Genomic DNA, 23,661 nt, shown 5'->3' with positions numbered 1-23,661 from the left:
GGCTGGTGGAGGGGGAGCGCCACGAGCGCTACGCGGGTGGAGGGCCCCCTCCACCCCCGCTCTTCGAGCGGCGGTCCCCCTCCCCGTTCCGGGGAGGTATAATGATCATCGGCCTCGGTTCGGACCTGTGCAGCATCGAGCGGATCCAGGCGTCGCTCGACCGGTTCGGCGCCCGGTTCGAGGCCCGCGTGTTCACCGAGGTCGAGCGCGCCAAGGCCGCGCGGCGGCCGTTCACCCGCGCGGGCACCTACGCCAAGCGCTTCGCCGCCAAGGAGGCGTTTTCGAAGGCGGTGGGCACCGGATTCAAGCGTGGCGTGTTCATGAAGGACATCGGCGTGGTCAACCTGCCGAGCGGCGCCCCCACGCTTGCGCTCACCGGCGGAGCCAAGGCGAGGCTTGACGCGATGGTGCCGGCGGGCCACGCCGCCCGGGTGCATCTTACCATGACCGACGATCATCCCTGGGCGCAGGCCTTCGTGATCATCGAAGCGGTCCCGCTGGAGCAATTGTGCGAATGACCGAGAACGCGGCCGCGACCACGGCCAAGCCCGCCAAGAAGAAGACCGACTGGGCCGCCGAGGCGAAAAGCATCTTCTGGCTCATCCTGGCGGTGCTGGGCTTTCACAGCTTCATCGCCAAGCCCTTCTACATCCCCAGCGAATCGATGCTGCCGGGCCTCTTGATCGGCGACCGGCTGGTGGTGACCAAATATCCCTACGGCTATTCCTACGTCTCGCCGACCTTTCACCTGATGCCCTTCGTCAAGGGACGGTTGTTCGGCAGCCTGCCCGAGCGCGGCGACGTGGTGATCGTGACGCCGCCGGGCAGCCGCACCGATTATATCAAGCGCGTCGTCGGGCTGCCGGGCGAGCGGCTGGAGGTGCGCGGCGGCACCGTCCTCATCAACGGCGTGCCGATCAGGCGCGCCGCGCCGGTCGAGCGGCTGTTTCCGATCGATCCGAACTTTCAGTGCGATCCGCTGCAATATCCCGGCGCGCGGACCACGTTCCCCGACGGCCGCCCGGCGTGCCGCCTGCCGATCGTGCGGGAGACGATGCCGAACGGCCGCAGCTACGACACGATCGACCTGGGCTATTCGAGCGCCGACGATTATCCGGCGGTGACCATTCCCGAGGGTCATGTCTTCATGATGGGCGACAATCGCGATCGCAGCGCCGACAGCCGCGCCTCGCTGATGGAAGGCGGTCTGGGCGGGCCGGTGCCGTGGGAGAATATCGGCGGGCGCGCCGAGTTCATCACCTTCAGCCTTGACGGCACGACCACGCTCAATCCGCTGACTTGGTTCAGCGCCTTCCGCGGGGACCGGGCCGGCACCTCCCTCCATCCTGACGAGGCGCCATGAACGACACACCCACCGGACTGGTCCAGGAAGCCGCGCCCAACGAGCTGCGCGATCCGCTGGTGCGGATGGAGTTGAAACGCGCGAGCGTGTGGTTCGGCCTGGCCATCGCGGTGGCGCTGGTGGTGCTCCTGATCCAGCCGCTGCTGCTGATCTTCGGCGGGCTGGTGTTCGCCGCGATGCTCGACGGAGGCGTCCGGCTGCTCGGCCGGGTGCTGCCGATCCCGCGCGGATGGCGGCTGTTGATCGTCATGCTGCTGACGCTCGTGTTCATCGTCGGCGTGTTCGTGATGACCGGGGTGCAGATCGCCCAGCAGTTCGGCCAGCTGCAGGAAACCCTGGTGTTCCAGGCGAACCGCGTGACCGACTGGATATCGTCGATGGGTCTGATGCCGGGATCGGCGGACATCACCAGCCTCGCGCGGCAGGCGCTGGGCTCGGTCGGGCGGCTGACATCCGCGGTGGGATCGGTGTTCGGCGCGCTCACCAGCCTGTTCATGATCATGGTGATCGGCCTGTTCGTCGCGATGGAGCCCAGGCTCTACGAGCGCGGGCTGCAGTGGATGGTGCCGAGCGCGCAGCGCGCCGAGTTCGCCATCACCATCGAGCGCATGGGCAAGACGATGCGCCGGCTGCTTGCGGGCCGGTTGCTGGGCATGTTCGTCGAAGGCGTGCTGACCTGGATCGCGCTGCTGATCGGCGGGGTGCCGATGGCGCTGATCCTGGGCATATTGACCGGGCTGCTCGCCTTCATCCCCAATATCGGCGCCTTCATCAGCGGCCTCTTGATGGTGGCGGTTGGGTTCAGCGCCGGGGTGGACACCGGCCTGTGGGCCATCGCCACCTATCTCGTCGTCCAGACTTTCGACGGCTATGTCCTGATCCCGATGGTCGCCAAGAAGACCGTCGACATGCCGCCCGCGCTGACGCTGGGCTCGCAGATTCTCATGTCGACGCTGCTCGGCATCCTCGGACTGGCGCTGGCCGATCCGCTGGTGGCGATGATCAAGGTCGCGCTGGAGCGCGGTTCCGAGCGCGAGGAGGAGCGGGAGGGCGACGGCGATGACGCATCCTTCCCCGCCCAAGGCGCGGCGCCGTGAGCGTGGTGCTGCACGATTATTGGCGGTCCTCCGCCAGCTACCGCGTGCGGATCGCGCTCAGTCTGAAGGATGTGGCGTATGAACGGCGCGATGTTTCGCTGATCGACAACGAACAGCGAGCGCCCGCGCATCTCGCGCGCAACCCGCAAGGGTTCGTGCCCACGCTGGAGATCGACGGGCATGTGCTGACGCAGAGCCTGGCGATCATCGACTATCTCGACGCGACGCGGCCCGAACCGCCGCTGGCGCCGCGCGATCCGGCGGCGCGCGCCGCGGTGCTCGCCCAGGCGCTGCTGATCGCGGCGGACATCCACCCGATCAACAATCTGCGTGTCCTGCGCTATCTGAAGAACGAGTTGGGCCAGGAGCAGGCGGCGATCGACGACTGGTACCGCCACTGGATGCGCGAGGGGTTCGTCGCGCTGGAGGCGATGGCGGCGGGCGCCGGAACATATCTGGGCGGCGATGCGCCCAACCTGGCGGACATTTGCCTGGTGCCGCAGATGTACAATGCGCGGCGGCTGGAACTGCCGCTGGAGGCGTTTCCGACTTTGGTGCGGCTGGATGCCGCGGCCGCCGCCCTCCCCGCCTTCGCGGCGGCGCATCCCGACGCGGTCAAGGGTGGTTAGCGATTCTCCTCTTCTTCACGCGCGCCATGCCGAATGCGGAGGATGAACACGGTGTCCGACGTGACGCGGTAACGAAGGATGTACGGCCAGACGATCGTCATTTCACGCAAGCCGCCTCCTGCATCGCGCCCACGTTCGGAGAACTCGGCCAGGCTGTCGGCCAGCTTCACCAGCTTATCGGCAAGCCGGCGCGCCGCGGCAGGATTGAAGGCCGACACGTAAGTGACGATCGCCTCGAGATTGCCTACCGCTTCGTCGGTCCAGATGATCCGCCGCATCAGCCGCCGGGGCGCGGCCTAGGCAAGGGTGTCTCAGTTCCCCAGGACGCGATCCAGCGCTTTACGGCGCCATGCTCGATGACGCGATTTGCGCGTAGATCGGCTTCGGCACGAGCATCGGCTTCAGCTTCCGCAGCAGCATCGCTCGCATCGAACAGGGGCCGGTCCGGCTTCATGGCCGCCAGCCTAACATCCGCGGCGGTCTAGGCAAGACGCCCGCCCTCAACCACGCTATCGAAGATCGTGAGATAGCGCACGCCCGCATCGTCGCCGTCGCGAAACGGTTGAGGGCGAGCGGTTCCGGGTGCGGACCATCTGGTAAGCGCGGCGTCGAGCGCGGCGGCGTCGCCGATCGGCACGATGCTGCCCTGGTGCGGGCCGACGACGTCGCGGATCGAGACGGCCGAATCGGTGGTGACGACGGGCGTGCCGACCGACAGCGCCTCGCGCAGGACCGCGGGAATGCCCTCGAAATCGGATGTCAGTGCGACCACGCGCGCGGCGCGCATCGCCGCGAGCGGATCGCCCGAATGGCCGGGCAGATGGACACGCGCGGTGACGCCGAGGCGCGTCGCCAGCGCTTCCAGCCGCAGCCGTTCGGGACCGTCGCCGAGGATGACGAGGTGGAGGTCGGGCAGGCGCGAGACGCTCTCGATCAGCCGGTCCCAGCGTTTCTGCGGATTGAGCCGGCCGACACCGAGGACGAACGGCGCGCCGGGAAGCGGCGGGGCGGAACCCGATGGCGGCGCCTGGGGAAGGGGATCGGCGACGACGTCCACCACTGCCGGGTCGAGCCGGGCGACGCGGATCGCCTCTTCGCGCATTGCCGCCCCCATCGCGACGAAGCGGTCGATGAAGGCGGGGTGGCGGCGCAGCCACCAGCGATAGCCCCAGGCGGCGAGCGGCCCCTGGTCGGCGCGGGCGAAGGCGTTGGAGACCTTGGCGACGACGGGGGGGCAGGCTCGCCCCAACCGCAGGCGCGTCACGGCGGCGACGCCGGTATAATAGTTGCCGGGGCAGAAGATCACATCCGGCGCGACCTTGCGCACGTGTCGCGGCAGCGCGAGCAGTGCGGGATAGCGGTCCGAGCCCAGCTCGATCAGTTCCATCCCGGCCGGAATCTCGCGCCCGAGCGGGCCCTCGGCCGAGCCGATGACCAGCACCACGCGCCGTCCGGCGTCGATCCACTGGCGGGCGAGCTCCAGCTGCGCGCGCTCGACGCCGCCGCCCGCAAGGCTTTCGGCATAGGTCAGAATCGTCGCGGCGATGGTCATGCGCGCGGATGTGGCCATATCCGCACCCGAAAACCACCATATTTGCAACTGAAGGGACACTGCCCCATCTATGCGCCGCCGCCCTGCCAAAAGTGTGGCTGCCTGGGGAAGATGCCGCACTTGGATTCGGGACACCGCATGACGACCGCCACGGCCGACGCATCCGCGCCGGCATTGCCATCAGGGCCCGCCGATCTGGCCGGGCTCGAGCCCGTCGAACGGATCAAGCGGCGCTGGCCGTTCTGGCTGGGCGTCGCCGTCACGCTGCTGATGGTGGCGGGAATTGCGCGCAAGCTGCTAGACGGCGGGCTCGCGGGGCTGGAGGAGTCGATTCCGGACAGCCCGCTTTTCTATATCGCCTTCTTCGCCGCCTATATGGCGCTGCCGCTGGGCGACTGGGTGATCTTCCGGAAATTGTGGCGGCTGCCCGTCTCCGGCATCGTTCCGATCGTCAAGAAGACCGTCGCGAACGATGTCGTGTTCGGCTATTCGGGCGAAGCCTATTTCTATGCCTGGGCGCGCCAGCACGCCAACCTGACCGCGACGCCGTTCGGCGCGGTCAAGGACGTGTCGATCCTCTCGGCGATCGCGGGCAACGCCTTCACATTGATCCTGCTGGTGCTGGCGGTGCCTTTCGCCAGCCAGCTCCTGCCCGACGACATGGCGAAGAATGTGATGGGGTCGGCGGCGATCATCATGGGCATCTCGCTTTTGGTGATCCTGCTCGGCAAGCGCGTGTTCTCGCTGACCAAGGGCCTGTTGTGGTGGATCTTCGGCGCGCATTTCGTCCGATCGATCCTGCAGCAGGTCCTGACCGCGGCGGCATGGTATTTCGCGCTGCCCGATGTTCCCTGGGCGATCTGGCTGGTGCTCGGCGCGACGCGGATGCTGGTCGGCAGGTTGCCGCTGATCCCGCAGAAAGAGATGGTCTTCGCCACCTTCGCGATATTGCTGATCGGGCATGACGATGTTCTGTCGAGCATGATCGCTTTTACCGCGACCCTGACATTGCTGGTTCATATGACCCTGCTAGGATCGCTCAGCATCTATTCGATTTCGAGGAAGGACATATGAAGCTTTTCGCGACGATTGCCGCAGGCGGGCTGATGGCGCTCGCGCTGCCGACCGCCGCGCCTGCCGCCATTCTGGGCGCGGATGCCGCGGCATGTCAGAATGGCGGGCCTGCGATCCTGGCCAACATCACGGGGCTGAAGGACCGGAAGGGCATCGTCCGGCTGGAGCTTTATCCCGACAATGCCGAGGATTTCCTGCAGGACGATTATATCCTCGAGCAGGCGGGCAAGACCTTCCGCCGCGTCGACGCGAAGATCCCGTCGAGCGGCACGGTATCCTTGTGCATCAAGGTGCCCAAGGCCGGGCGCTATACACTGATGTTCCTGCACGATCGCGATTCGAACGGGAAGTTCGGCGCCTTTTCGGATGGCGCGGGCTTTCCCGGAAACACGAAGCTCGGACGCCGAAAGCCGCCCGCCAACATCGCGATGATCAATGTCAGCGGCGTGACCAGGACACATATCCGCGCGCAGTATCTGCGCGGGCTATCGGGTTTCGGTCCGCTGAATTAAGACGAGGTCCTCCCTCGGCGCAGCCGGGGGAGGGGGACCGCACGGAGTGCGGTGGAGGGGGCGGCGGCGAAAGCCGCCGTTCCGGCGGCTCCCCCCTCCACCGGCCTTTGGCTGGTCCCCCTCCCCCGCTTCGCGAGGGAGGGTTTATTGCGCGTCGTCGATGTGAACGAGTTCTACGCGCCCAAGGGCGGCGGGGTGCGCAGCTATATCGATCGCAAGATGGCGATCATGGCCGACCTTGGCCATGAACTGGTGGTGATCGCGCCGGCCAAGGCCGACAGCGTCGAGGAGCGGCCAGGCGGCGGCCGGATCATCTGGGTCGACGCGCCAGGCATGCCGTTCGACAAGAATTACGGCCTGTTCTGGGAAGCCGAGCCGATCCACGCGCTGCTCGACGAGCTGAAGCCCGATGTGGTCGAGGCTTCGTCGCCGTGGCGGCCGGCCTGGATCGTCGGGGAATGGCAGGGCGACGCGGTCAAGTCATTCTTCATGCACAACGACAATATCGCGAGCTATCCGGGCCGCTGGTTCGGCGGCGTGGCGCCGAAGGATGCGATCGAGCGGGCGTTCGAATGGTATAACCGGTACATGCAGCGTTTCCTGGCGCCCTTCGACATTCTCGTGTCGAACGGCCCCAGTCTGAAGAAGCGGCTGGAGGCGCGCGGCATCGGGCCGGTCACCGCGGTGCCGCTGGGCATCGAGCGCGAATATTTCTCACCGGCGCTGCGCGACGAGGCGCTGCGCGCGCAGTTGCTGGCGCAATGCGGGCTGGGACCGCAGGCCAAGCTGCTGATCGGCATCGGGCGCTTCCACGGCGAAAAGCGCTGGCCGATGGTGATCGACGCGGTCGAGGCGGCGGGGACCGAGCACCAGGTCGCACTGGTGCTGATCGGCGGCGGGCCCGACCGCAAGACCATCGAGAAGCGCGCGCGCCATTCGCCGCATGTGCGGCTGTTCAATCCGGTGACCGACCGGCGGCGGCTGGCGACGATCCTGGCCAGCGCCGATGCGATGATCCATGGCTGCGAAAGCGAGACCTTCGGGCTCGTCACCAGCGAAGGGCTGGCGAGCGGGCTGCCGCTGATCGTGCCCGATGAGGGCGGGGCGTTCGAGATGGCCGAGCCGGCCTTCGCGGAGGTCTATGCGGCGAAGGACGGCCGCGCCGCGGCGGCGGCGGTCAAGCGGATGCTGGGGGACGGATTCGGCCAGCGGAGATCGGCCGCGGTGGCCGCGGCGGCGAATGTGCGCAGCGACCGCGAGCATGCGCTGGAGCTGATGGAGCTGTATGCGGGGCTGGTGGAGCAGCGCAAAAATCCTCCCCGGAACGGGGAGGGGGACCGCCGTTCGTAGAACGGTGGTGGGGGTTTACCGCTAGGACAACGCTGGTGGAGATCCCCCTCCACCATGCTGCGCATGGTCCCCCTCCCCGTGCCGGGGAGGTATTAGGTCGACGTAACGGCTCGGCACGTGCGTCCTGAACGCCGTTATCGTCCGATCGATACTACGGAGTAGCGCCGACACGCCGGTGTCGCCGGGATGCACCGCGATCCTGACCGTCTCCGCGCCCTGCAACAGCTTCCTCAGCGCCCAGGACGCGGCGAGGCTGCTGGCGATGCGGGGCTTGCTGCGGCTGGCCCAGGTGATCACCGGGCCTTTGGCCAGCACTGCGCCGTCCGCCGGGCGCCAGACGCGCATATGGTCTTCGGCCAAGGCGAAGCCCGCTTCGGCGAGCGCCGCCTTCGCGCCGTCCGAATAGAGCCAGGCCGGGGCGATGAAGCCCGCCGCCGGGCGGCCGGTGAGGTCCTCGACCAGCGCCTTGCCGCGCTGCATGCGGGCCAGCGCCTCGGCCCGCGACAGGCCGAGGAACTCGCCTTCGCCCGCGGTCATATGCTTCGCGCGGATCGCGTCGGCGCCCGAATGCTCGGCATCGTCGCGGTGCGACCAGCCATGGACGAACATCTCGATGCCGCGCTCCGCCCACCCGCGCAGTCGCGCGGCGAAGGCGGCGTTGCCGGCGATCGGAGCGCCGTTCCAGTGATCGGGCACCACCAGCATCGCGAAGCGCGGGCCGCCGAGATGGCCCTCCAGCCCATCGGCCAGCGCATCGACCTGCGCCTCGAAGCGCGGCGATACGTCGTGGATCGAGGCGAGCAGTCGCTTCACACCCGATCCGGATAGACCGGGGCGATATCGACCGGCACGTCCTTCATCGTCGCGATGACGGCCTTCGCGTTGGCGTCGAGCCTGGCGTGCTTCGCCATGAAGGCCTTCACGCCTTCATAATCGCCATCGCCCTGGAGGATGACGATGTCGCGCACCAGATCGCGGATCGCGGCCTCCATCTTCGGGATGTCCATACGGTAGCGCCTGGCCTCCGCGTCCCAATTATAAGCGCCCTTGGCCTGCAGATAGCCGAGCTGCATCGCCGCGCCCTCGCCATGCGCCTCCTCGATCCCGAAGCGCACCGAGCGGAACAGCCCGGCGAGGTAGGTGGCGAGGAGCTGCGGCTTCTCGGATGCGGGAAGCTCGCCCTTCTCCATCATGAAGAGGAGATTGTAGACGCCCATCACGTCCGCCTTGCCTTCCTCCAGCGCGGAGGCCTGCTCCTTCAGCTCGTCGGTGACGGTGGTGGCGCGGCCGTCCACCGTGATGCTGCCCGGCCCCAGGCTGTGCGACAGCTCGTGGAACAGCGTCGAGAGGCCGAAATATTTCTCGCTCACCAGCCCAGCCTGTTCCTCGACCAGCACCAAAGGTGCGAGCGGGGCGAGGATGCGCTGGTGCTTGGCGGCGAGGACGTTGGAGAGGATCACCTTCTTCGCGCCCTTTGCCTCGCGCACGCGCTCATCATTGGGCAGGTTGAAGGCGATGGTCTGCGGCCCGGCGAGGTTGTCGCCGCCGCCATGGACCTGCTCGGCGACCGCGATCGGCGATTCGAAACCGCGCTTGAAATTCTTGTAGCGCTCGGGAACCGGCAGGTTGGCCTCCATGTCGCGCAGATAGGCCTTGTACTTGTCGAGCGCGGCGCTCTCTTCGGGGTCCTTGAGCGTGACGAACGCCTCGAACGCGGTCTTCTGGCCGTAGAGCTTGTCGGTATAGACCTCGTACGGGCCGATCGCGACCTCGATCGGGGTGTCCTTCAGGTCCATCCAGGCGAGCTCGGATTCGTAATAATCGTCGCTGAGGAACGCCTTGGCGCGCAGCGACAGGAAGCGCTTGAGGCTTGGGTTGGTGGTGATCTGCGACGCCTGTTCGAGCAGCTTCGCCGCGGGCACCAGCCATTCCTTGTAGGCTTGGCTGTAGGGCACCGCGACCAGCCGGTCGCCCTCGCGGCGGACGACGGTGTAGGGACTGAGCAGGGCCTCGCGCTGATCGGGGTGCGCGGCGAGATAGGCGTCCATCTCCTGGCGGGTGAGGTCGGCGGGGTAGAAGCCGGCGCCATCCGGAATGCCTTCGGCGGAGGGATCGAGCGGCTGGCCGGGCCGGTAGTCCGGGATCGCCTGGCGCGCGTAGATCTGCGTCATCAGATTGGCCGCCCGGTTGAGCAGGTTGACCACCTGGCGCTCCTCGTCGCTGAGGAACGAGACGTCGGGCGTCATCTCGACCCGGGCGAGCGTGGGATCGGCGGGCGGCTGGGGAATGTCCGAAGCCGCCTGCGCCGCGGCGCCGCCGTTGCCGGCGTCGTTGGACGGGCTGCACGCGGTGGCGGTGGTGGCGAGAAGAATGGCGGCAAGCGCGCTACGCATCGACAAAGTCCTTGGGCGGATGACAGGATGGCGGCAGGGATAGGCGAGGCGCGCGCCGCTGTCACGCCAGCGACACGGACAGCCGCCAACCGTGACGCGAGGAGATACGCCGCATGACATTGATGTTGGACCGCCGCCAGTTGATCGCCGCGGGGGCGCTGGGGCTCGGCGCCTTCGCGCTGCCCGGCTTCGCCCGGGCATTCCAAGGGACGGGGCAGGGCTTCACCCATAATGTCGCGAGCGGCGAGCCGGCGGCGACATCGGTGCTGCTGTGGACGCGCTATGTGCCGGCGGGCGGCGGCGAGGCGCGGCTGCGCGTCGAACTTTCCGAGGATGCCGGCTTCGCGCGGATCGCGGGCGGGGCGGAGATGGTCACCGGGCCGTGGCGCGACCATACCGCCAAGTTGACCGTCGCCGGATTGAAGCCGGGAACGCGCTATCATTACCGCTTCGTCGCGCCCGACGGCAGCTTCTCTCCGGTCGGGCGGACCAGGACGCTGCCCGATGCGGCGGACGCCTACCGGATCGCGGTGTTCTCCTGCTCCAACCTGCCGTTCGGCTGGTTCAACGCCTATGCCCACGCCGCCGCCAACGGGCAGTTCGATCTGGGCGTGCATCTGGGCGATTACATCTACGAATATGCGCCGGGGACCTATCCGGTGAAGGCCGAGCACCTCCCCGGACGCGACATCCTGCCGGCGCACGAGATAGTCGCGCTCGCCGACTATCGGCTGCGCTACGCCAGCTACCGCGCCGATCCCGATCTGCAGGCGGTGCATGCGGCGATGCCCTTCCTGATTTCGATGGACGATCACGAATCGGCCAACAACAGCTGGGAGGGCGGGGCGCAGAACCATCAGGCGGACAAGGAAGGCGACTGGTGGGTGCGCAAGGCGGCGGCGATCCAGGCCTTCCGCGAATGGATGCCGGTGAGCGACGAGCCGTGGAAGGCCTATCAGATCGCCGACCTCATGACGCTCTACCGCACCGACACGCGGCTCAGCGGGCGGTCGAGAGGGCCCGAGGTGACCGCGGCGTCACGCGACGATCCCAAGGCGCTGAAGGCCTTCCATGACGGCCCCTGGCGCGATCCGGCGGCGACGATGATGGGCTGGGACCAGGAGACCTGGCTGGCGGCGGCGATGGCCGCATCGGTCAAGGCGGGAACGCGCTGGCAGGTGATCGGCTTCGGCACCAATATGGGGTTCCAGAAGACGCCCGAGGATGCGCTCGGCTGGCTGCCGCCGACCGCGCCCGATTGGGCGCTGAGCGGCATCGCCAACCGGGTGAAGTTGGGCCGCGCGGGCCTGCCGCAGGAGCTGGACAATTGGGGCGGCTATCCGGCGGCGCGATCGCGCTTCCTCGCCTCGGCGCAGGGAATGGGCGCGGACACGATCCTGATCTCGGGCGACAGCCACAATGCCTGGGCCTATGAGCTGGCCGAGGGCGGGCGACCGGCGGCGGTCGAGTTCGGATCGCAGAGTGTGACCTCGGGCGGGATCGAGGGCGCGACGCGCGGCGTGCCGCCGGCCAAGATCGAGCGCAGCCTGATCGCGGGCAACCCCGAGCTCAAATGGTGCGACACCAGCCGGCGCGGCTATATGGCGCTGACGCTGACGCCCGAGGCGGCGACGAACGAATGGGTGTTTGTGGAGACCATCCTGGAGCGGACGATGCGCACCAGCAAGGGACACAAGGTGACGGTGCGGTGGGGGACGAACCGGATCGTGTGACGAAGCCCGTCTCAATGGTCAGGCCCCTCTCAACTTCGCCTAGCGAGCAAGCTCGCAAGGCTTCGTATCTCTCCCCTGAAGGGGAGAGAGGGGTCGTTGCTTTCTCTCTCCCCTTCAGGGGAGAGATATGGAGGCTTGCCGCTTTAGCGGCTAGCCGGAGTTGAGAGGGGGCTCTGCGCTATTCCAAGCTCTTCGAGGCCTGTTCGAACAGGTCCTTGCTGACGCCCGGCGTGTCGACGATGCGACGGAGCTGATCGCGCATCAGCGCTGCGCGGTCTTCGTCGAAGCGGCGCCAGCGGCCGAGCGGGGGGAGCAGCTTGGCGGCGGTCTGCGGGTTGAGGCGGTCGAGCGCGAGGAGCTGATCGGCGTAGAAGGCGTAACCTCTGCCGCTTGCCGCATGGAAGATGCGCTGGTTGACGCCGAACGCGCCGATCAGCGCGCGGGCGCGGTTGGGATTGGCGAGGGTGAAGTCGCGGTGCTTCGCCAGCGCGATGACCTCGTCGAGGGTGCCGTCGCGCGTGGCGAGCGCCTGGGCCGAGAACCATTTGTCGATGACGAGCGCATCGTCCGAATAGCGGTTGTAGAAGATGTCGAGCGCTGCCTCCCGCTCGTCGGCGGCGAGGTTCACCAGCGTGACGAGCCCTGCCATGCGGTCGGTCATGTTGTCGGCGCGCTCGAACTGGCGGAAGGCGATGGCGCCCCCGTCCTTCGCCTCGCTCGCGGCGACATAGCCGAGCGCGATGCCGCGCAGCCGCCGCCGGCCCTTGGCCTCGGGCGTGAGCGCGAAGGGGGCGTCGGCCCCGTCGGCCAATGCCGCGCGCCACTCGGACTCGAGCTTGCGGCCGAGATCGCGGCGCAGCGCCTCGCGCGCGGCGTGGATCGCCTCGGGATCGACCACCAGCATCCCATCCCCAATGAAGCTTTCGGATGGGAGCAGCACCGCTTCGCCGACAAAGGCGCGGTCCAGCGCAGGATCGGCGAGCGTGTCGGCGACCGCCGCGACGACGGGGCCGTGATCCGCCTCTCCGGTCGAGACCCGCTCGATCAGCGTATCGAGCATCAGCTGCTGCATCGCCTCGTAGCGGGCGAAGGGATCGTCGTCATGGCGCGAGAGGAAGGCGAGATCGGCGGCGGTGCGATCGGCCTCGACGATCACCGGCGCGGAGAAGCCGCGATTGATCGAGAGCACCGGACGCTCGCCTACGCCTTCGAAGACGATGGTCTTCTCCGGCGTGTCGAGCAAGACGAGCTGCTCCTCGCCGATAGCGGCGCCGCTGCCCCAGGCGAACAGGCGCAGGCGCAGCGGGATCACCATCGGCTGCTTGTCCGGCTGGCCTGGTGTGGACGGGATCGACTGGGCGAGATTGAGCGTCGCGCGGCCGCCCCCCGGATCGGCGGTCAGGCGCGCGGCGACGCGCGGGGTGCCGGCCTGCGAGTACCACAGGCGGAACTGGGAGAGATCGACGCCCGCGCCGAACTCCATCGCGCGGACGAAGTCCTCGCAGGTCGCCGCCTCGCCGTCATGCCGCATGAAATAGTGATCGGCGCCCGCGCGGAAGCTTCTGGGGCCGAGAATGGTGGCCATCATGCGAATGACCTCGGCGCCCTTGTTGTAGATGGTCGCGGTGTAGAAATTGCTGATCTCGAGATAGGATTCGGGGCGGATGGGGTGCGCCAGCGGCCCGGCATCCTCGGGGAACTGACTGGCGCGCAGGCTCCGGACGTCTTCGATCCGCTTGACCGCGGGCGACCCCTGGTCGGCGGAGAAGCCCTGATCGCGAAAGACGGTGAAGCCTTCCTTCAGGCTCAGCTGGAACCAGTCGCGGCAGGTGACGCGGTTGCCCGACCAGTTGTGGAAATATTCGTGCGCGACCACGGCGGCGATGGCGTCGTAATCGGCGTCGGTCGCGGTGTCGGGATCGGCGAGGACATAGCGCGAGTTGAAGATGTTCAGGCTCTTGTTCTCCATCGCGCCGAAGTTGAAATCGGCGACCGCGACGATGTTGAACAGGTCGAGATCATATTCGCGGCCGTAGGTCTGCTCGTCCCACGCCATCGCCGCCTTCAGGGCCGACATGGCGTGCTCGGTCTTGGGCAGATCGGCCTCGCGCACCCAGATGGCGAGCTCGACCTGGCGGCCCGACATGGTGGTGAAGCCGCCGACATTGGCCTGCAGATCGCCCGCGACCAGGGCGAACAAATAGCAGGGCTTGGGGAAGGGATCGTGCCATTCGGCCCAGTGGCGGCCGTCATCGAGCAGGCCGGCGCCGGTGCGGTTGCCGTTGGCGAGGAGGACGGGGAAGGTCTCCCGGTCGGCGGTCATGCGGACGGTATAGGTCGCCAGCACGTCGGGGCGGTCGGGGAAGAAGGTGATGCGCCGGAAGCCTTCGGCCTCGCACTGGGTGCAGAGCAGGCCGCCCGACGCATAGAGCCCCATCAGCTGGGTGTTGGTCTCCGGCGCGATCTCGACCTCGGTCTCGATCACATGCGCTTCGCCGGCAAGTGGGACGACGAGGCCGCCATCCTGTTGCCGCCAGTCGTTGACCTCGCGGCCGTCGACGCGGACGGCGAGCGGCTGCTGGCCGGCGCCGTCGAGCACCAGCGGGCGATCATGCGCCCCGTTCCGCGTCACCTCCAGGCGCGCGCGGACGACGGTGCGTGCCGGGTCCAGATCGAAATCGAGGCTGATCGCAGGCACCAGCCAGTCGGGCGGGCGGTAGTCCTCCCGGCGGATGGGCGTCGGGGTCCGGGTTGCGGCGTGCATGTCGAGCATGGCGTAGGGAATACGCGGGCGCGCGACACGTTCCAGCGAAATCGCGTTCAGGGCGTTGTCAGGGGCTTAGTGGCATGCTTTAGGTGCCTCATTCGCATATAGCACCAAGGATCATCGATGCTTCGCAGCCTGACCGCCCTCGCGCTCGTCCTGTCCGCCCCCGCCGTCGCGCAGACCGCCCCCGCCGCACCCGCGAAGTCGGTAGCGCTGTCGCCCGAACAGGCGGCGCTGCGGGCGCATGTCGCCTATCTCGCGTCCGACGCGATGAAGGGGCGCGAGGCGGGAACGCCCGAATATGACAAGGCGGCCGCCTATGTCGCCGATCAGATGAAGGCGCTGGGCGTCCAGCCGGCGGGCGACGATGGCGGCTATCTGCAGAAGGTGCCGCTGGTGAGCTACAAGCTGACCGACAAGGGCAGCATGAAGATGGGGGATACGGCGCTGACATTCGGCGAGGACTACCTGCCCTCCGCCAACCCGACGCGCGCGGCGATGACGATCAGCGCGCCGGTGGTGTTCGTCGGCTACGGCGTGGTCGCGCCCGAGCTCAACCGCGACGACTATGCCGGGGTCGACGTGAAGGGCAAGATCGTCGCGGTGATGGCGGGCGCGCCCGCATCGATGGCGTCCGAGATCCGCGCCCATTACGGCAGCGGCGCGACCAAGGCGCTGGCGGCCGAGAAGAACGGCGCGGTGGGCATCGTCACGCTCGAAACGCCGACGCTCGCCAAGGTGCGGCCGTTCGAACGTGGCGCTGAGAACTGGGATCACGCACGGATGACCTGGGCGAAGGCCGACGGCTCGCCCGACGTCACCGCGCCTTCGGTCACCTCCGCCGGCGCGCTGAGCATGGCCGGGGCGGAAAAGCTGTTCGCCGGATCGGGCACGACCTATGCCGCGGTGGCCGCCGCCGCCGAAGCCGGTCAGCCGGTCAAGCCGCTGGCGCTCAAGACCACGCTTTCGGCCGCGAGCAACACCGCGATCTCGCAGGTGGCGAGCAGCAACGTCGTCGGCATCATCCCCGGCAGCGATCCCGCGATCGGCAAGCAGGTCGTCGTCCTTTCCGCGCATCTCGACCATGTCGGCGTCGGCAAGGCGGTGGACGGCGACACCATCTACAACGGCGCGATGGACAATGCGGTGGGCATCGCATCGATGCTGGAGGTCGCGCGGCGGTTCAAGGATTCGGGCGAGAAGCCGCGCCGCAGCGTGATGCTGCTGGCGGTGACGGCGGAGGAGAAGGGGCTGGTCGGTGCGGATTACTTCGCCAACAACCCGACCGTGCCCAAGGAGACGCTGGTCGCCAACGTCAATCTCGACATGCCGATCATCACCTTCGCCTTCGAGGACGTGGTGGCGTTCGGCGCCGACCGTTCGACGCTGGGCCCGCTGGTGCGCGCCGCGGCGGAGAAGATGGGGGTGGGCTATTCGCCCGATCCGATGCCCGAACAAGGCTTCTTCACCCGCAGCGACCATTATCGCTTCGTCCAGCAGGGCATCCCCGCGGTGTTCCTGTGGCCGGGGGTCAAGGGGCCGGGCAAGGCGGCGTTCGACGACTTCCTGAAGAACCATTATCACAAGCCGTCGGACGAGGTGACGCTGCCGATCAACTGGCAGGCGGGCGTGCGCTTCGTCGAGGCGAACTACGCCATCGCCCGCGAGATCGCCAATGCGGATGAGCGCCCGGCGTGGAACAAGGGCGATTTCTTCGGCGTGCTCTATAACGGCTACGGCGCGAAGTGAGGCGCGCGCTGCTCCTCGCCGCGCTGGTTTCTGCTGCGCCGTCGCCTGCGCAGCAGAAGCCCGAGGACGTCCGGCGCCATGTCGCGGTGCTCGCCGCCGACGACATGCGCGGGCGCGAGGCGGGGACGGCCGATTTCGACCGCGCGGCGGATTATGTCGCGAAGCAGTTCGCCGCGGCGGGGGCCAAGCCGGCGGGCGAGGGTGGCGGCTGGTATCAGCGCGTGCCGATGGCGACCGCTCAGCCGGTGGACAAGGGGCGGATCACGGCGGGCGGCAAGCCCCTCGTCTTCGGCGCCGACTATATTCCGGGCGTCAGCGTCACCCAGGCGGCGGTGGATATCGACGCGCCGGTGGTGTTCGTCGGCATGGGGGTGCACGCGCCGGAATTCGGCCATGACGATTATGCCGGGCTCGACGTGCGCGGCAAGGTGGTCGCCTATCTGACCGGCGCGCCGGTCAGCCTGCAGGGCGAGATCCGCGCGCATTTCGCCAACGGCACGACCAAGTCGCTGGAAGCGGAGAAGCGCGGCGCGGTAGGCGCGATCGCCATCGTCGCGCCCTCGCAGCTCGAGCGGCGGCCCTTCTCCGCCTACGCCAACGGCTGGGACGATGTGCGGATGACCTGGGCCAAGGACGGCAAGCCCTTCGCGCCGTCGTCCATCCCCGGAATCGCGGTGCTGAGCCCGGCGGGCGCGGAGAAGCTGTTCGCGGGGGCGAAGACCTCTTTCTCGGCGATTGCCGCCGCGGAGAAGGCGGGGAAGGCGATCCCCTCGGTCGTCCTGCCCGCGAAGATCACCGCTCGGTTGCGCAACAGACTGGGCGCGGCGGAAAGCCGCAACGTCATCGCCGTCGTGCCGGGCAGCGATCCCGCATTGGCCGCCGAGCATGTCGTGCTGACCGCGCATCTCGACCATGTCGGCGTCGGCAAGGCGGTGAAGGGCGACGCGATCTACAACGGCGCGATGGACAACGCGATCGGCGTCGCGACGCTGATCGAGGCGGCGCGGCAACTGGCGGTGAACCCGCCCAGGCGTCCGGTGCTGCTGGTCGCGCTGACCGCCGAGGAGAAGGGGCTGGTCGGCAGCGACTATCTCGCGCGGCATCCCTTGCCGGCTGGCGGGGAGGCGGTGGCGAACGTCAATATCGACATGCCGATCCTGACCTATGCCTTCACCGATATGTTCGCCTTCGGGGCGGATCGCTCGTCACTGGGCGGAATCGTCGAGGGCGCCTTGAAGCCGATGAACATCGCGCTGACGCCCGATCCCGATCCGGCCGAGGGATTGTTCACCCGCAGCGACCAGTATCGCTTCGTCCAGGCAGGGATACCGGCGGTGTTCCTCAAGACCGGCTTCGCCGGGCCGGGCAAGGAGGCGACCGCGGCGTTTCGCGGCACGCACTATCACCAGCCTTCGGACGAGATCACGCTGCCGATCGACTGGAACGCGGCGGCGCGCTTCGTCGACGCCAATGTCGCGATCGCGCGCGGTGTGGCCGACGCGCCGACGCGTCCGGCATGGAACAAGGGCGATTTCTTCGGGACGCTGTTCAAGGGGCCGATGGCGGAATAGCGGGCATGCACCTGCTGATCTTCGGGCTGGGCTATACTGCTTCGCGCATCGGCGAGGCGTTGGAGCGGCGCGGATGGCGGGTGCAGGGCACTACGCGGGATGGGCGTGAGGGGACGGTGCCTTTCGAGGATCACGCGGCGGTGGCGCATGCGATCGGCCATGCCACGCATATCCTGTCTTCCGTCCCGCCCGATGGCGATGATCCGGTGTTGGCCGCCTATGGCGATCGGCTCGGCGGCAAGCGGCTGAGCTATCTCTCCTCCACCGGCGTCTATGGCGATGCGGGCGGCGCGTGGGTGGATGAGAGCGCGCCGATCATGGGCCGCCGCCCGGCGCGCAACGCCGCTGACGCCGCCTGGCTGGCGATGGGCGCGCGGGTGTTCCGGCTGCCGGGCATCTATGGGCCGGGGCGGTCTCCGCTGGAGCGGGTGGGCGGGGGCAAGGCGCACCGGGTCGATATGCCGGGGCAGGTGTTCAGCCGAGTGCATGTCGACGACATCGTCTCGGGCGTCATCGCCGGGCTCGAGGCGCCGGCGGGCGCGTACAACCTGGCCGACGACCATCCCTGTCCACAGAACGAGGTGGTTGAGTTCGCCGCGCGGCTGCTCGGCCTGCCGCCGCCCGCGTTCGTGCCGCTAGACGCGCTGTCGCCGATGGCGCGCGATTTCTATGCCGAGAACCGGCGCGTGGCGAATGGCAAGGCGAAGCGGGTGCTTGGCTGGACGCCGCGCTATCCCGATTACCGGTTGGGCCTGCGCGCTCTCAGGGCGATGACCAGCCCCACGCCCGCCAGCGCCGCGCCCGCGGCGGCGAGCAGCGACCAGCGATAGCCTTCGAACAGCGTCGACAGCAGCATCGCGATCACCGGCGTCGCCACGCCCGAATAGGCCGCCTTGGCCGGGCCGATCACGCGGATCACGCCGAAATAGAGCGTGAAGGCGATCGCCGACCCGAAGATGCCGAGATAGAGCACGCCGAGGATATAGCCGGGCCGCGTATCGAACACCGGCGCGCCGACGGTCGCCAGCGCAAACACGGCGTTGAAGCCGACCCCGATCAGCATCGACCAGCCGAGCATTGCCGCCATCGGATAGCGCTTGGCGGTCTCGCCCGCCTGCATGACGTTGGCGACCGAGGCCGAGAGGATGGCGATGCCGGTGAGCAGGAAGCCGAGCGCGGTGGCGCCGGTCGCCGATGCGTCCGCGCGCAGCTCGTGCAGCATCAGGAGGCCGACGCCCGCCATCGCCACGATCGAGCCGGCCCAGAATTGCACGCCCAGGCGCTGTCCCAGAAACAGCCGGCCGAGGAGCGCGTTGGGAATGACGAGCAGCGCGAACAGCACCGCGACCAGGCCGGAGGTGATATACGCTTCCGCCCGGTAGACGAAGTTGAAGTTGAGGCAGAATTGCGCGAGGCCGAGCGCCGCGGCGAAGCCCCAGCCGCGCGCGTCCATCGCCAGCTTCTCACGCCGCCACAGCGCCACGCCGAGCATGGCGATGCCGGCGGCGAGGAAGCGATAGGCGACCGACCAACTCGGCGGCACCACGCCCAATTGGTCGCGGATGACCAGCCAGGTCGATCCCCAGATGATCGTGACGAGCGCGAGCGGGATGAGGATGCGCGGCTGGGTGGATTGGACTAGTAATACCTCCCCGGCACGGGGAGGGGGACCATGCGAAGCATGGTGGAGGGGGGGCTCCACTGGCGATTCGCTTGCGGCCCGCCCCCTCCACCCCCCGGCTGCGCCGGGCGGTCCCCCTCCCCGTGCCGGGGAGGTATTTTCCGTTCCGCTCACAGCGCCCTTATCGCATCCGCCAGCGGGCGGACGTCTTCGGGGGCGTGGTTCCAGGCGGTGACCAGCCGCGCCTCGCCGGGGCCCCAGTCGTAGAAGTCGAAGCCCTCGACCCGGAGCGACGCGGCTTCTTGCGGAGACACGCGCAGGAATATCTCGTTGGCCTCGACCGAATGGACCAGCCGATCGCCCGCCGCCTCGGCCAGCATCGCCGCGGCGGCGTTGGCCGCGCGGGCGTTCGCCAGCCAGAGGTCGCCTTCGAGCATCGCCAGGATCTGCGCGGCGAGATAGCGGCCCTTGGACAGCAGATGCCCCGCGCGCTTGCGGCGATAGCGCGTCGCCTTCGCCATCTCGGGATCGAAGAACACCAGCGCCTCGGCGCTCATCCCGCCATTCTTGACGAAGCCGAAGCTGAGCGCGTCGACACCCGCTCGCCAGGTGAGATCGGCGGGCGCGCACCCCAGATGCGCGACGGCGTTGGCGAAGCGCGCGCCATCCATGTGCAGCTTTAGCCCGCGCGCCTTCGCCACCTTGCCGATCGCGGCGACGTCGGCGGGCGAATAGACCCGGCCATATTCGGTGGCGTTGGTGATCGAGATCGCGTGCGGCTGGGTCTGGTGGACATCGTCGCGGGTGGCGTCGAGCAGCGCGGCGATCGCCGCCGCGCTCAGCTTGGCCCCGTCGCCTTCCGCGAGCAGCAGCTTGGCGCCGTGGGTGAAGAATTCGGGCGCGCCGCATTCGTCGTTCTGGATATGCGCGTCGCGGTGGCAGACGATCGCGCCATAGGGCGGGCACAACGCCGCGAGCGCGAGCGAATTGGCCGCGGTGCCGGTCGCGACCCACAGGCAGGCGACATCTCGCCCGAACAGATCGGACATCGCGCCGTCCAGCTTCGCGCTCCATGCGTCGCCGTCATAGGCGGTGTCGAGCGTGTTGGCGTCGGCGATCGCCGCCATCACCTGTGGGCAGACGGGAGCGGCGTTGTCGGAGAAGAAGCGCATGACCGGCCCATGCGGCGGCACGACCGCCTGCGTCAACACGGGGGTTGCTCTCAAAGGCCGGGCGGGGCCACAAAGGCGCCACGCAACAAAATAACAGGGGACGCCACATGAAACGCTTCGCCGCCGCGCTCGCGCTTTCCGCCACGCTGTTTTCGCCGGTCGCTGCGACCGCGCAGGACTACGGCAAATACAGCGATTCGGCGGCGCAGGCCGAACTTGCGCGGGTCGCCGATGTCGAGATGGGTGTGATGGTGCCGATGCGCGACGGCGTCGGGCTGGCGACCAACATCTATCGCCCCAAGGACGCCAAGGGCCCGCTGCCGACGATCCTGTGGAAGACGCCGTACAACGAGCTCGCCTATAGCGCCTCGACCGCCAAGCGCGCGCTGGAGGCGGTCAAGCGCGGCTATGCCTATATTGTCCAGAACGAACGCGGCCGCTATTTCTCGGGCGGCGATTACGAGATCCTGGGCTATCCGCAGACCGACGGATATGACGCGCTCAGCTGGATCGCCAAGCAGCCTTGGTCCAACGGCAAGGTCGGCACGCTCGGCTGCTCCTCTTCGGCCGAATGGCAATTGGCGCTCGCCGCGCAGAACCATCCGGCGCATGCGGCGATGGTGCCGATGGCCTCGGGCGCGGGGATCGGCAAGGTCGGCCGCTTCCAGGAACAGGGCAACTGGTACACCGGCGGCGTGCCGCGCAACCTGTTCTTCATCTGGCTGTACGGCGTCGACAATCCGCTGCGCGCCGAGCTGCCCAAGGATGTCAGCCAGGAAATGCGCGCGCGGCTGATGCGCTACAATGATCTCGACGCGAAGAAGCCGGAGGTCGAGTGGAAGACGCATATCAAGCATCTGCCGGTGAGCGAGCTGCTGTCTTCGCTGGGCGAGCCGCCCGCGACCTTCGAGCAGTTCATCACCCGCGCTCCGGCCGATCCCGCCTGGCGGCAGGGCGGGCTCTATCATGACGATATGGGCTGGGGCGTTCCGGCCCTCTGGTTCAACAGCTGGTACGATGTGTCGATCGGGCCGAACATGGCGCTGTTCAACCATGCCCGCGCGGCGAACACCGACAAGGAGGCGAGCGCCAACCAATATGCCGTCGTCGCGCCCAACACCCACTGCGCCTTCTGGAAGCTCGGCGAGAATTTCGTCTCGGGCGACCGCAAGCTGGGCGACGCCAGCTTCGACGTGGACGGACAAATCTATGGCTTCTTCGATCGCTGGCTGAAGGGCAGAGCCGGCGCCTTCCCGTCCAACACGCCGCACGTCCGCTATTTCACCATGGGTGCGAATGAGTGGCAGTCGTCCGCCCAGTGGCCGCCGAGGGACGTAAAGACGGTGCGGATGTATTTGCGTTCGGAAGGAAGCGCCAACAGCCTGAACGGCGATGGCCGCCTGTCGACCGAAGCACCGCCCGCAGGCGAGGCCGCGGACCGCTACCGCTACGATCCGATGAACCCGGTGCAGACGATCGGCGGCGGCGATTGCTGCAACGGCGGCACCGTCATCCCCGGCGCGTTCGACCAGCGGCCGATCGAGGCGAGGGCCGACGTGCTGGTCTATACCAGCGAACCGCTGACCGAGCCGATGGAGGTGACCGGGTTCGTCGATGCGGTGCTGAAGGTGTCGTCAAGCGCCCGGGACACCGATTTCGCGGTCAAGCTGGTCGACGTCGCGCCCGACGGCACGGCTTACATCCTGGGCGACACGATCATGCGCGCGCGCTACCGCGACGGTTACGACCGGCCGGTGCTGATGCAGCCGGGGCAGGTCTATACGATCAGGCCGACGCCGATCACCACCAGCAACACCTTCCAGCCGGGGCACCGGATCAGGGTGGAGATCACCTCGTCCAATTTTCCCAAGTTCGTCCGCAACCTCAACACCGGCGGGCCGAACGAGACCGAGAAGGCCGGCGTAGTGGCGGACAACACGCTGCACCACGCCGGGGCCGACGCCTCCTATATCGAGCTGCCGGTCAGGGAGTGAAGGGGCGTAGCGGGCAATCGCCGTCGCGCCGGCCGCTGACGCTGCCGACGCCGAGGATGATCTTCGCCCGGCGCGAGAAGGTCAGCGCCTGCCAGCGGCCGCTATTGCCGATCGCGGTGCGGCTCTTGAGGAAGGTGAGGTGGAGCAGCTCATACTGTTCGGGATCGATCAGGCGCGCGTCGATCATGCAGCTCCAGCGATCGACGTTCCACGCATAGTCGCGGACGATGCCGTCCTGGTCGATCGTCTCGGCGAGCGCCTTGTACCAGGCGAAGATGGCGCGGAGGCGCGGCCAGCGCTCGGCCTCGGGCATCGCGGCGAGCTTGCGCCGCAGCCGCGCGACATCCTCGCTGGGCGGCAGGCCCTTCTGCTGCACCCTGGTGTCGATCGCCCAGCGGACCTTGCGCGGGGTGATCGGGCCGGACGGGAAGACGCGGGCCAGCTCCAGCCGCACCTCGTCGAGCAGGTCGATATAGGCGTCGGTCTGCACCTGCAGCATCGAATCGCTTTCGAACAGCGCCTTCAATTCCGCCTCCAGAACCGGACCAAGCTTGCCGTCGGGATATTGGGCGGCGAGGATGCCTTTGCGGCATCGGTCGCGTACGGGCACGGCCACGCAGTCTTCTGAGAACAGGAATTCGCCGGATACCGGCGCCAGCTCGGCGAGCGCGCGCTTGAACTTCCGGCGTGAACCGAAACTCTCACGCCAGCGCACCAGAACGGGCTGCAGGCTGCCCGTGCCGTAATTCCACTGCGCCATGCCGACCGAGATCAGCTGGCTGTCGAAATTGCCCGCCGGCATCGCCCAGCAGCCCATCGTCTCGGGGATCGAGGTCTCCGCCATCCGCGCGAAGATGCCGGCACGATCCAGGCCGATCGTCGCCATCCGTTCCGCGGCGGCGGGATCGATGCGGAGGAATTGCGGCTCACCAGTCCGGCTGGGAACGTCGCCGACCATGCGGCAGTCGGGCGGAGGCGCCGGCGCCGGCGCCGGCTGGGCATGGGCGGGCAGGGCGCATGCCATCACCAGCAATGCCGCATACGCCCATCGTCTCATCTGAAATGCCCCGTGCCGAACGGCCCC

Annotated in this window: 20 protein-coding genes; 12 read left to right on the top strand and 8 right to left on the bottom strand. The window is 68.0% G+C overall.

The features are described from left to right. Positions 1-101 precede the first annotated feature (101 nt). From acpS to maiA, 4 genes are read left to right on the top strand one after another with little or no spacing between them, the layout of a single operon-like run. Complete coding sequence (gene acpS / locus D1610_RS08230; protein ID WP_118863617.1) at positions 102-518, top strand: holo-ACP synthase; 417 nt, start codon at positions 102-104, stop codon at positions 516-518. Beyond that, entirely contained in the window at positions 515-1,363 is an 849-nt protein-coding gene (gene lepB, locus D1610_RS08225; RefSeq protein WP_118863616.1) for a signal peptidase I, read from the top strand. Before acpS ends, lepB begins: the two co-directional genes overlap by 4 nt. Further along, entirely contained in the window at positions 1,360-2,460 is a 1,101-nt protein-coding gene (locus tag D1610_RS08220) for an AI-2E family transporter (RefSeq protein WP_118863615.1), read from the top strand. Before lepB ends, D1610_RS08220 begins: the two co-directional genes overlap by 4 nt. Further along, the gene (maiA, locus tag D1610_RS08215; RefSeq protein ID WP_118863614.1) at positions 2,457-3,089 is read left to right on the top strand and encodes a maleylacetoacetate isomerase; all 633 of its coding nucleotides are present in this window, start codon (positions 2,457-2,459) and stop codon (positions 3,087-3,089) included. Before D1610_RS08220 ends, maiA begins: the two co-directional genes overlap by 4 nt. On the opposite strand, the gene D1610_RS08210 is transcribed toward maiA, so the two are convergent. Both D1610_RS08210 and D1610_RS08200 read right to left on the bottom strand, forming a co-directional pair. Further along, positions 3,086-3,367, bottom strand: a complete 282-nt coding sequence (locus D1610_RS08210) for a type II toxin-antitoxin system RelE/ParE family toxin (protein WP_118863613.1) — start codon at positions 3,365-3,367, stop codon at positions 3,086-3,088. The two genes, maiA and D1610_RS08210, sit on opposite strands and share 4 nt — an antisense overlap. A gap of 203 nt (positions 3,368-3,570) precedes the next feature. Further along, on the bottom strand, positions 3,571-4,659 hold the full coding sequence (locus D1610_RS08200) for a glycosyltransferase (protein WP_245942043.1): 1,089 nt from the start codon (positions 4,657-4,659) through the stop codon (positions 3,571-3,573). Between the two features lie 120 nt (positions 4,660-4,779). Here D1610_RS08200 and D1610_RS08195 point away from each other — a divergent pair, with 120 nt between their 5' ends. From D1610_RS08195 to D1610_RS08185, 3 genes are all read left to right on the top strand, one after another. Next, the gene (locus tag D1610_RS08195) at positions 4,780-5,715 is read left to right on the top strand and encodes a hypothetical protein (RefSeq protein WP_182466746.1); all 936 of its coding nucleotides are present in this window, start codon (positions 4,780-4,782) and stop codon (positions 5,713-5,715) included. Further along, entirely contained in the window at positions 5,712-6,227 is a 516-nt protein-coding gene (locus D1610_RS08190) for a DUF2141 domain-containing protein (RefSeq protein WP_245942042.1), read from the top strand. The genes D1610_RS08195 and D1610_RS08190 overlap by 4 nt, the downstream gene beginning before the upstream one ends. 147 nt (positions 6,228-6,374) lie before the next feature. Continuing rightward, a complete protein-coding gene (locus D1610_RS08185) occupies positions 6,375-7,577 on the top strand; it encodes a glycosyltransferase (protein ID WP_118863610.1) in 1,203 nt (400 codons plus the stop codon). 21 nt (positions 7,578-7,598) lie between these two features. On the opposite strand, the gene D1610_RS08180 is transcribed toward D1610_RS08185, so the two are convergent. Together D1610_RS08180 and D1610_RS08175 are read right to left on the bottom strand one after the other, a co-directional pair. After that, positions 7,599-8,390, bottom strand: a complete 792-nt coding sequence (locus tag D1610_RS08180) for a DUF2334 domain-containing protein (RefSeq protein ID WP_118863609.1) — start codon at positions 8,388-8,390, stop codon at positions 7,599-7,601. Beyond that, positions 8,387-9,970, bottom strand: coding sequence for a dipeptidyl-peptidase 3 family protein (locus D1610_RS08175; protein WP_118863608.1), 1,584 nt, complete (start codon positions 9,968-9,970; stop codon positions 8,387-8,389). Before D1610_RS08175 ends, D1610_RS08180 begins: the two co-directional genes overlap by 4 nt. Positions 9,971-10,083: 113 nt before the next feature. Here D1610_RS08175 and D1610_RS08170 point away from each other — a divergent pair, with 113 nt between their 5' ends. Further along, a complete protein-coding gene (locus D1610_RS08170; RefSeq protein WP_118863607.1) occupies positions 10,084-11,703 on the top strand; it encodes an alkaline phosphatase D family protein in 1,620 nt (539 codons plus the stop codon). A 178-nt stretch (positions 11,704-11,881) separates the two neighbouring features. On the opposite strand, the gene pepN is transcribed toward D1610_RS08170, so the two are convergent. Next, on the bottom strand, positions 11,882-14,476 hold the full coding sequence (gene pepN, locus D1610_RS08165) for an aminopeptidase N (protein WP_118863606.1): 2,595 nt from the start codon (positions 14,474-14,476) through the stop codon (positions 11,882-11,884). 117 nt (positions 14,477-14,593) lie between these two features. Between pepN and D1610_RS08160 the strand changes: the two genes are divergently transcribed. From D1610_RS08160 to D1610_RS08150, 3 genes are read left to right on the top strand one after another with little or no spacing between them, the layout of a single operon-like run. Then, positions 14,594-16,219 carry a M28 family metallopeptidase gene (locus D1610_RS08160; RefSeq protein WP_118863605.1) on the top strand — a complete coding sequence of 542 codons (1,626 nt, stop codon included), beginning with the start codon at positions 14,594-14,596 and terminating at the stop codon, positions 16,217-16,219. After that, a complete protein-coding gene (locus D1610_RS08155) occupies positions 16,216-17,790 on the top strand; it encodes a M28 family metallopeptidase (protein WP_245942041.1) in 1,575 nt (524 codons plus the stop codon). The genes D1610_RS08160 and D1610_RS08155 overlap by 4 nt, the downstream gene beginning before the upstream one ends. A 5-nt stretch (positions 17,791-17,795) precedes the next feature. Next, entirely contained in the window at positions 17,796-18,620 is an 825-nt protein-coding gene (locus D1610_RS08150) for a Rossmann-fold NAD(P)-binding domain-containing protein (RefSeq protein ID WP_118863604.1), read from the top strand. On the opposite strand, the gene D1610_RS08145 is transcribed toward D1610_RS08150, so the two are convergent. Both D1610_RS08145 and D1610_RS08140 read right to left on the bottom strand, forming a co-directional pair. After that, entirely contained in the window at positions 18,530-19,408 is an 879-nt protein-coding gene (locus D1610_RS08145) for a DMT family transporter (RefSeq protein ID WP_245942059.1), read from the bottom strand. The genes D1610_RS08150 and D1610_RS08145 overlap by 91 nt on opposite strands. 173 nt (positions 19,409-19,581) lie before the next feature. Further along, positions 19,582-20,583: a threonine aldolase family protein gene (locus D1610_RS08140; RefSeq protein WP_118863774.1), complete on the bottom strand. Its 1,002-nt coding sequence runs from the start codon at positions 20,581-20,583 to the stop codon at positions 19,582-19,584. 107 nt (positions 20,584-20,690) lie between these two features. On the opposite strand from D1610_RS08140, the gene D1610_RS08135 reads away from it, so the two are divergent. Continuing rightward, positions 20,691-22,577, top strand: a complete 1,887-nt coding sequence (locus D1610_RS08135; RefSeq protein WP_118863602.1) for a CocE/NonD family hydrolase — start codon at positions 20,691-20,693, stop codon at positions 22,575-22,577. On the opposite strand, the gene D1610_RS08130 is transcribed toward D1610_RS08135, so the two are convergent. Further along, positions 22,567-23,634, bottom strand: coding sequence for a hypothetical protein (locus D1610_RS08130; protein WP_147414296.1), 1,068 nt, complete (start codon positions 23,632-23,634; stop codon positions 22,567-22,569). The genes D1610_RS08135 and D1610_RS08130 overlap by 11 nt on opposite strands. Positions 23,635-23,661: the final 27 nt, after the last annotated feature.

The sequence above is a fragment of the Sphingomonas gilva genome (assembly GCF_003515075.1).
Lineage (GTDB): Bacteria > Pseudomonadota > Alphaproteobacteria > Sphingomonadales > Sphingomonadaceae > Sphingomonas > Sphingomonas gilva.
This window is presented reverse-complemented; position numbering and strand designations above follow the sequence as displayed.

Excerpts from the sequence above, each read along its gene's own strand:
- acpS (WP_118863617.1), top strand. The coding sequence starts at position 102 with ATGATCATCGGCCTCGGTTCGGACCTGTGCAGCATCGAGCGGATCCAG.
- lepB (WP_118863616.1), top strand. The coding sequence starts at position 515 with ATGACCGAGAACGCGGCCGCGACCACGGCCAAGCCCGCCAAGAAGAAG.
- D1610_RS08220 (WP_118863615.1), top strand. The coding sequence starts at position 1,360 with ATGAACGACACACCCACCGGACTGGTCCAGGAAGCCGCGCCCAACGAG.
- D1610_RS08210 (WP_118863613.1), bottom strand. The coding sequence starts at position 3,367 with ATGCGGCGGATCATCTGGACCGACGAAGCGGTAGGCAATCTCGAGGCG.
- D1610_RS08200 (WP_245942043.1), bottom strand. The coding sequence starts at position 4,659 with ATGGCCACATCCGCGCGCATGACCATCGCCGCGACGATTCTGACCTAT.
- D1610_RS08195 (WP_182466746.1), top strand. The coding sequence starts at position 4,780 with ATGACGACCGCCACGGCCGACGCATCCGCGCCGGCATTGCCATCAGGG.
- D1610_RS08190 (WP_245942042.1), top strand. The coding sequence starts at position 5,712 with ATGAAGCTTTTCGCGACGATTGCCGCAGGCGGGCTGATGGCGCTCGCG.
- D1610_RS08175 (WP_118863608.1), bottom strand. The coding sequence starts at position 9,970 with ATGCGTAGCGCGCTTGCCGCCATTCTTCTCGCCACCACCGCCACCGCG.
- D1610_RS08170 (WP_118863607.1), top strand. The coding sequence starts at position 10,084 with ATGACATTGATGTTGGACCGCCGCCAGTTGATCGCCGCGGGGGCGCTG.
- pepN (WP_118863606.1), bottom strand. The coding sequence starts at position 14,476 with ATGCTCGACATGCACGCCGCAACCCGGACCCCGACGCCCATCCGCCGG.
- D1610_RS08160 (WP_118863605.1), top strand. The coding sequence starts at position 14,594 with ATGCTTCGCAGCCTGACCGCCCTCGCGCTCGTCCTGTCCGCCCCCGCC.
- D1610_RS08150 (WP_118863604.1), top strand. The coding sequence starts at position 17,796 with ATGCACCTGCTGATCTTCGGGCTGGGCTATACTGCTTCGCGCATCGGC.
- D1610_RS08140 (WP_118863774.1), bottom strand. The coding sequence starts at position 20,583 with ATGCGCTTCTTCTCCGACAACGCCGCTCCCGTCTGCCCACAGGTGATG.
- D1610_RS08135 (WP_118863602.1), top strand. The coding sequence starts at position 20,691 with ATGAAACGCTTCGCCGCCGCGCTCGCGCTTTCCGCCACGCTGTTTTCG.
- D1610_RS08130 (WP_147414296.1), bottom strand. The coding sequence starts at position 23,634 with ATGAGACGATGGGCGTATGCGGCATTGCTGGTGATGGCATGCGCCCTG.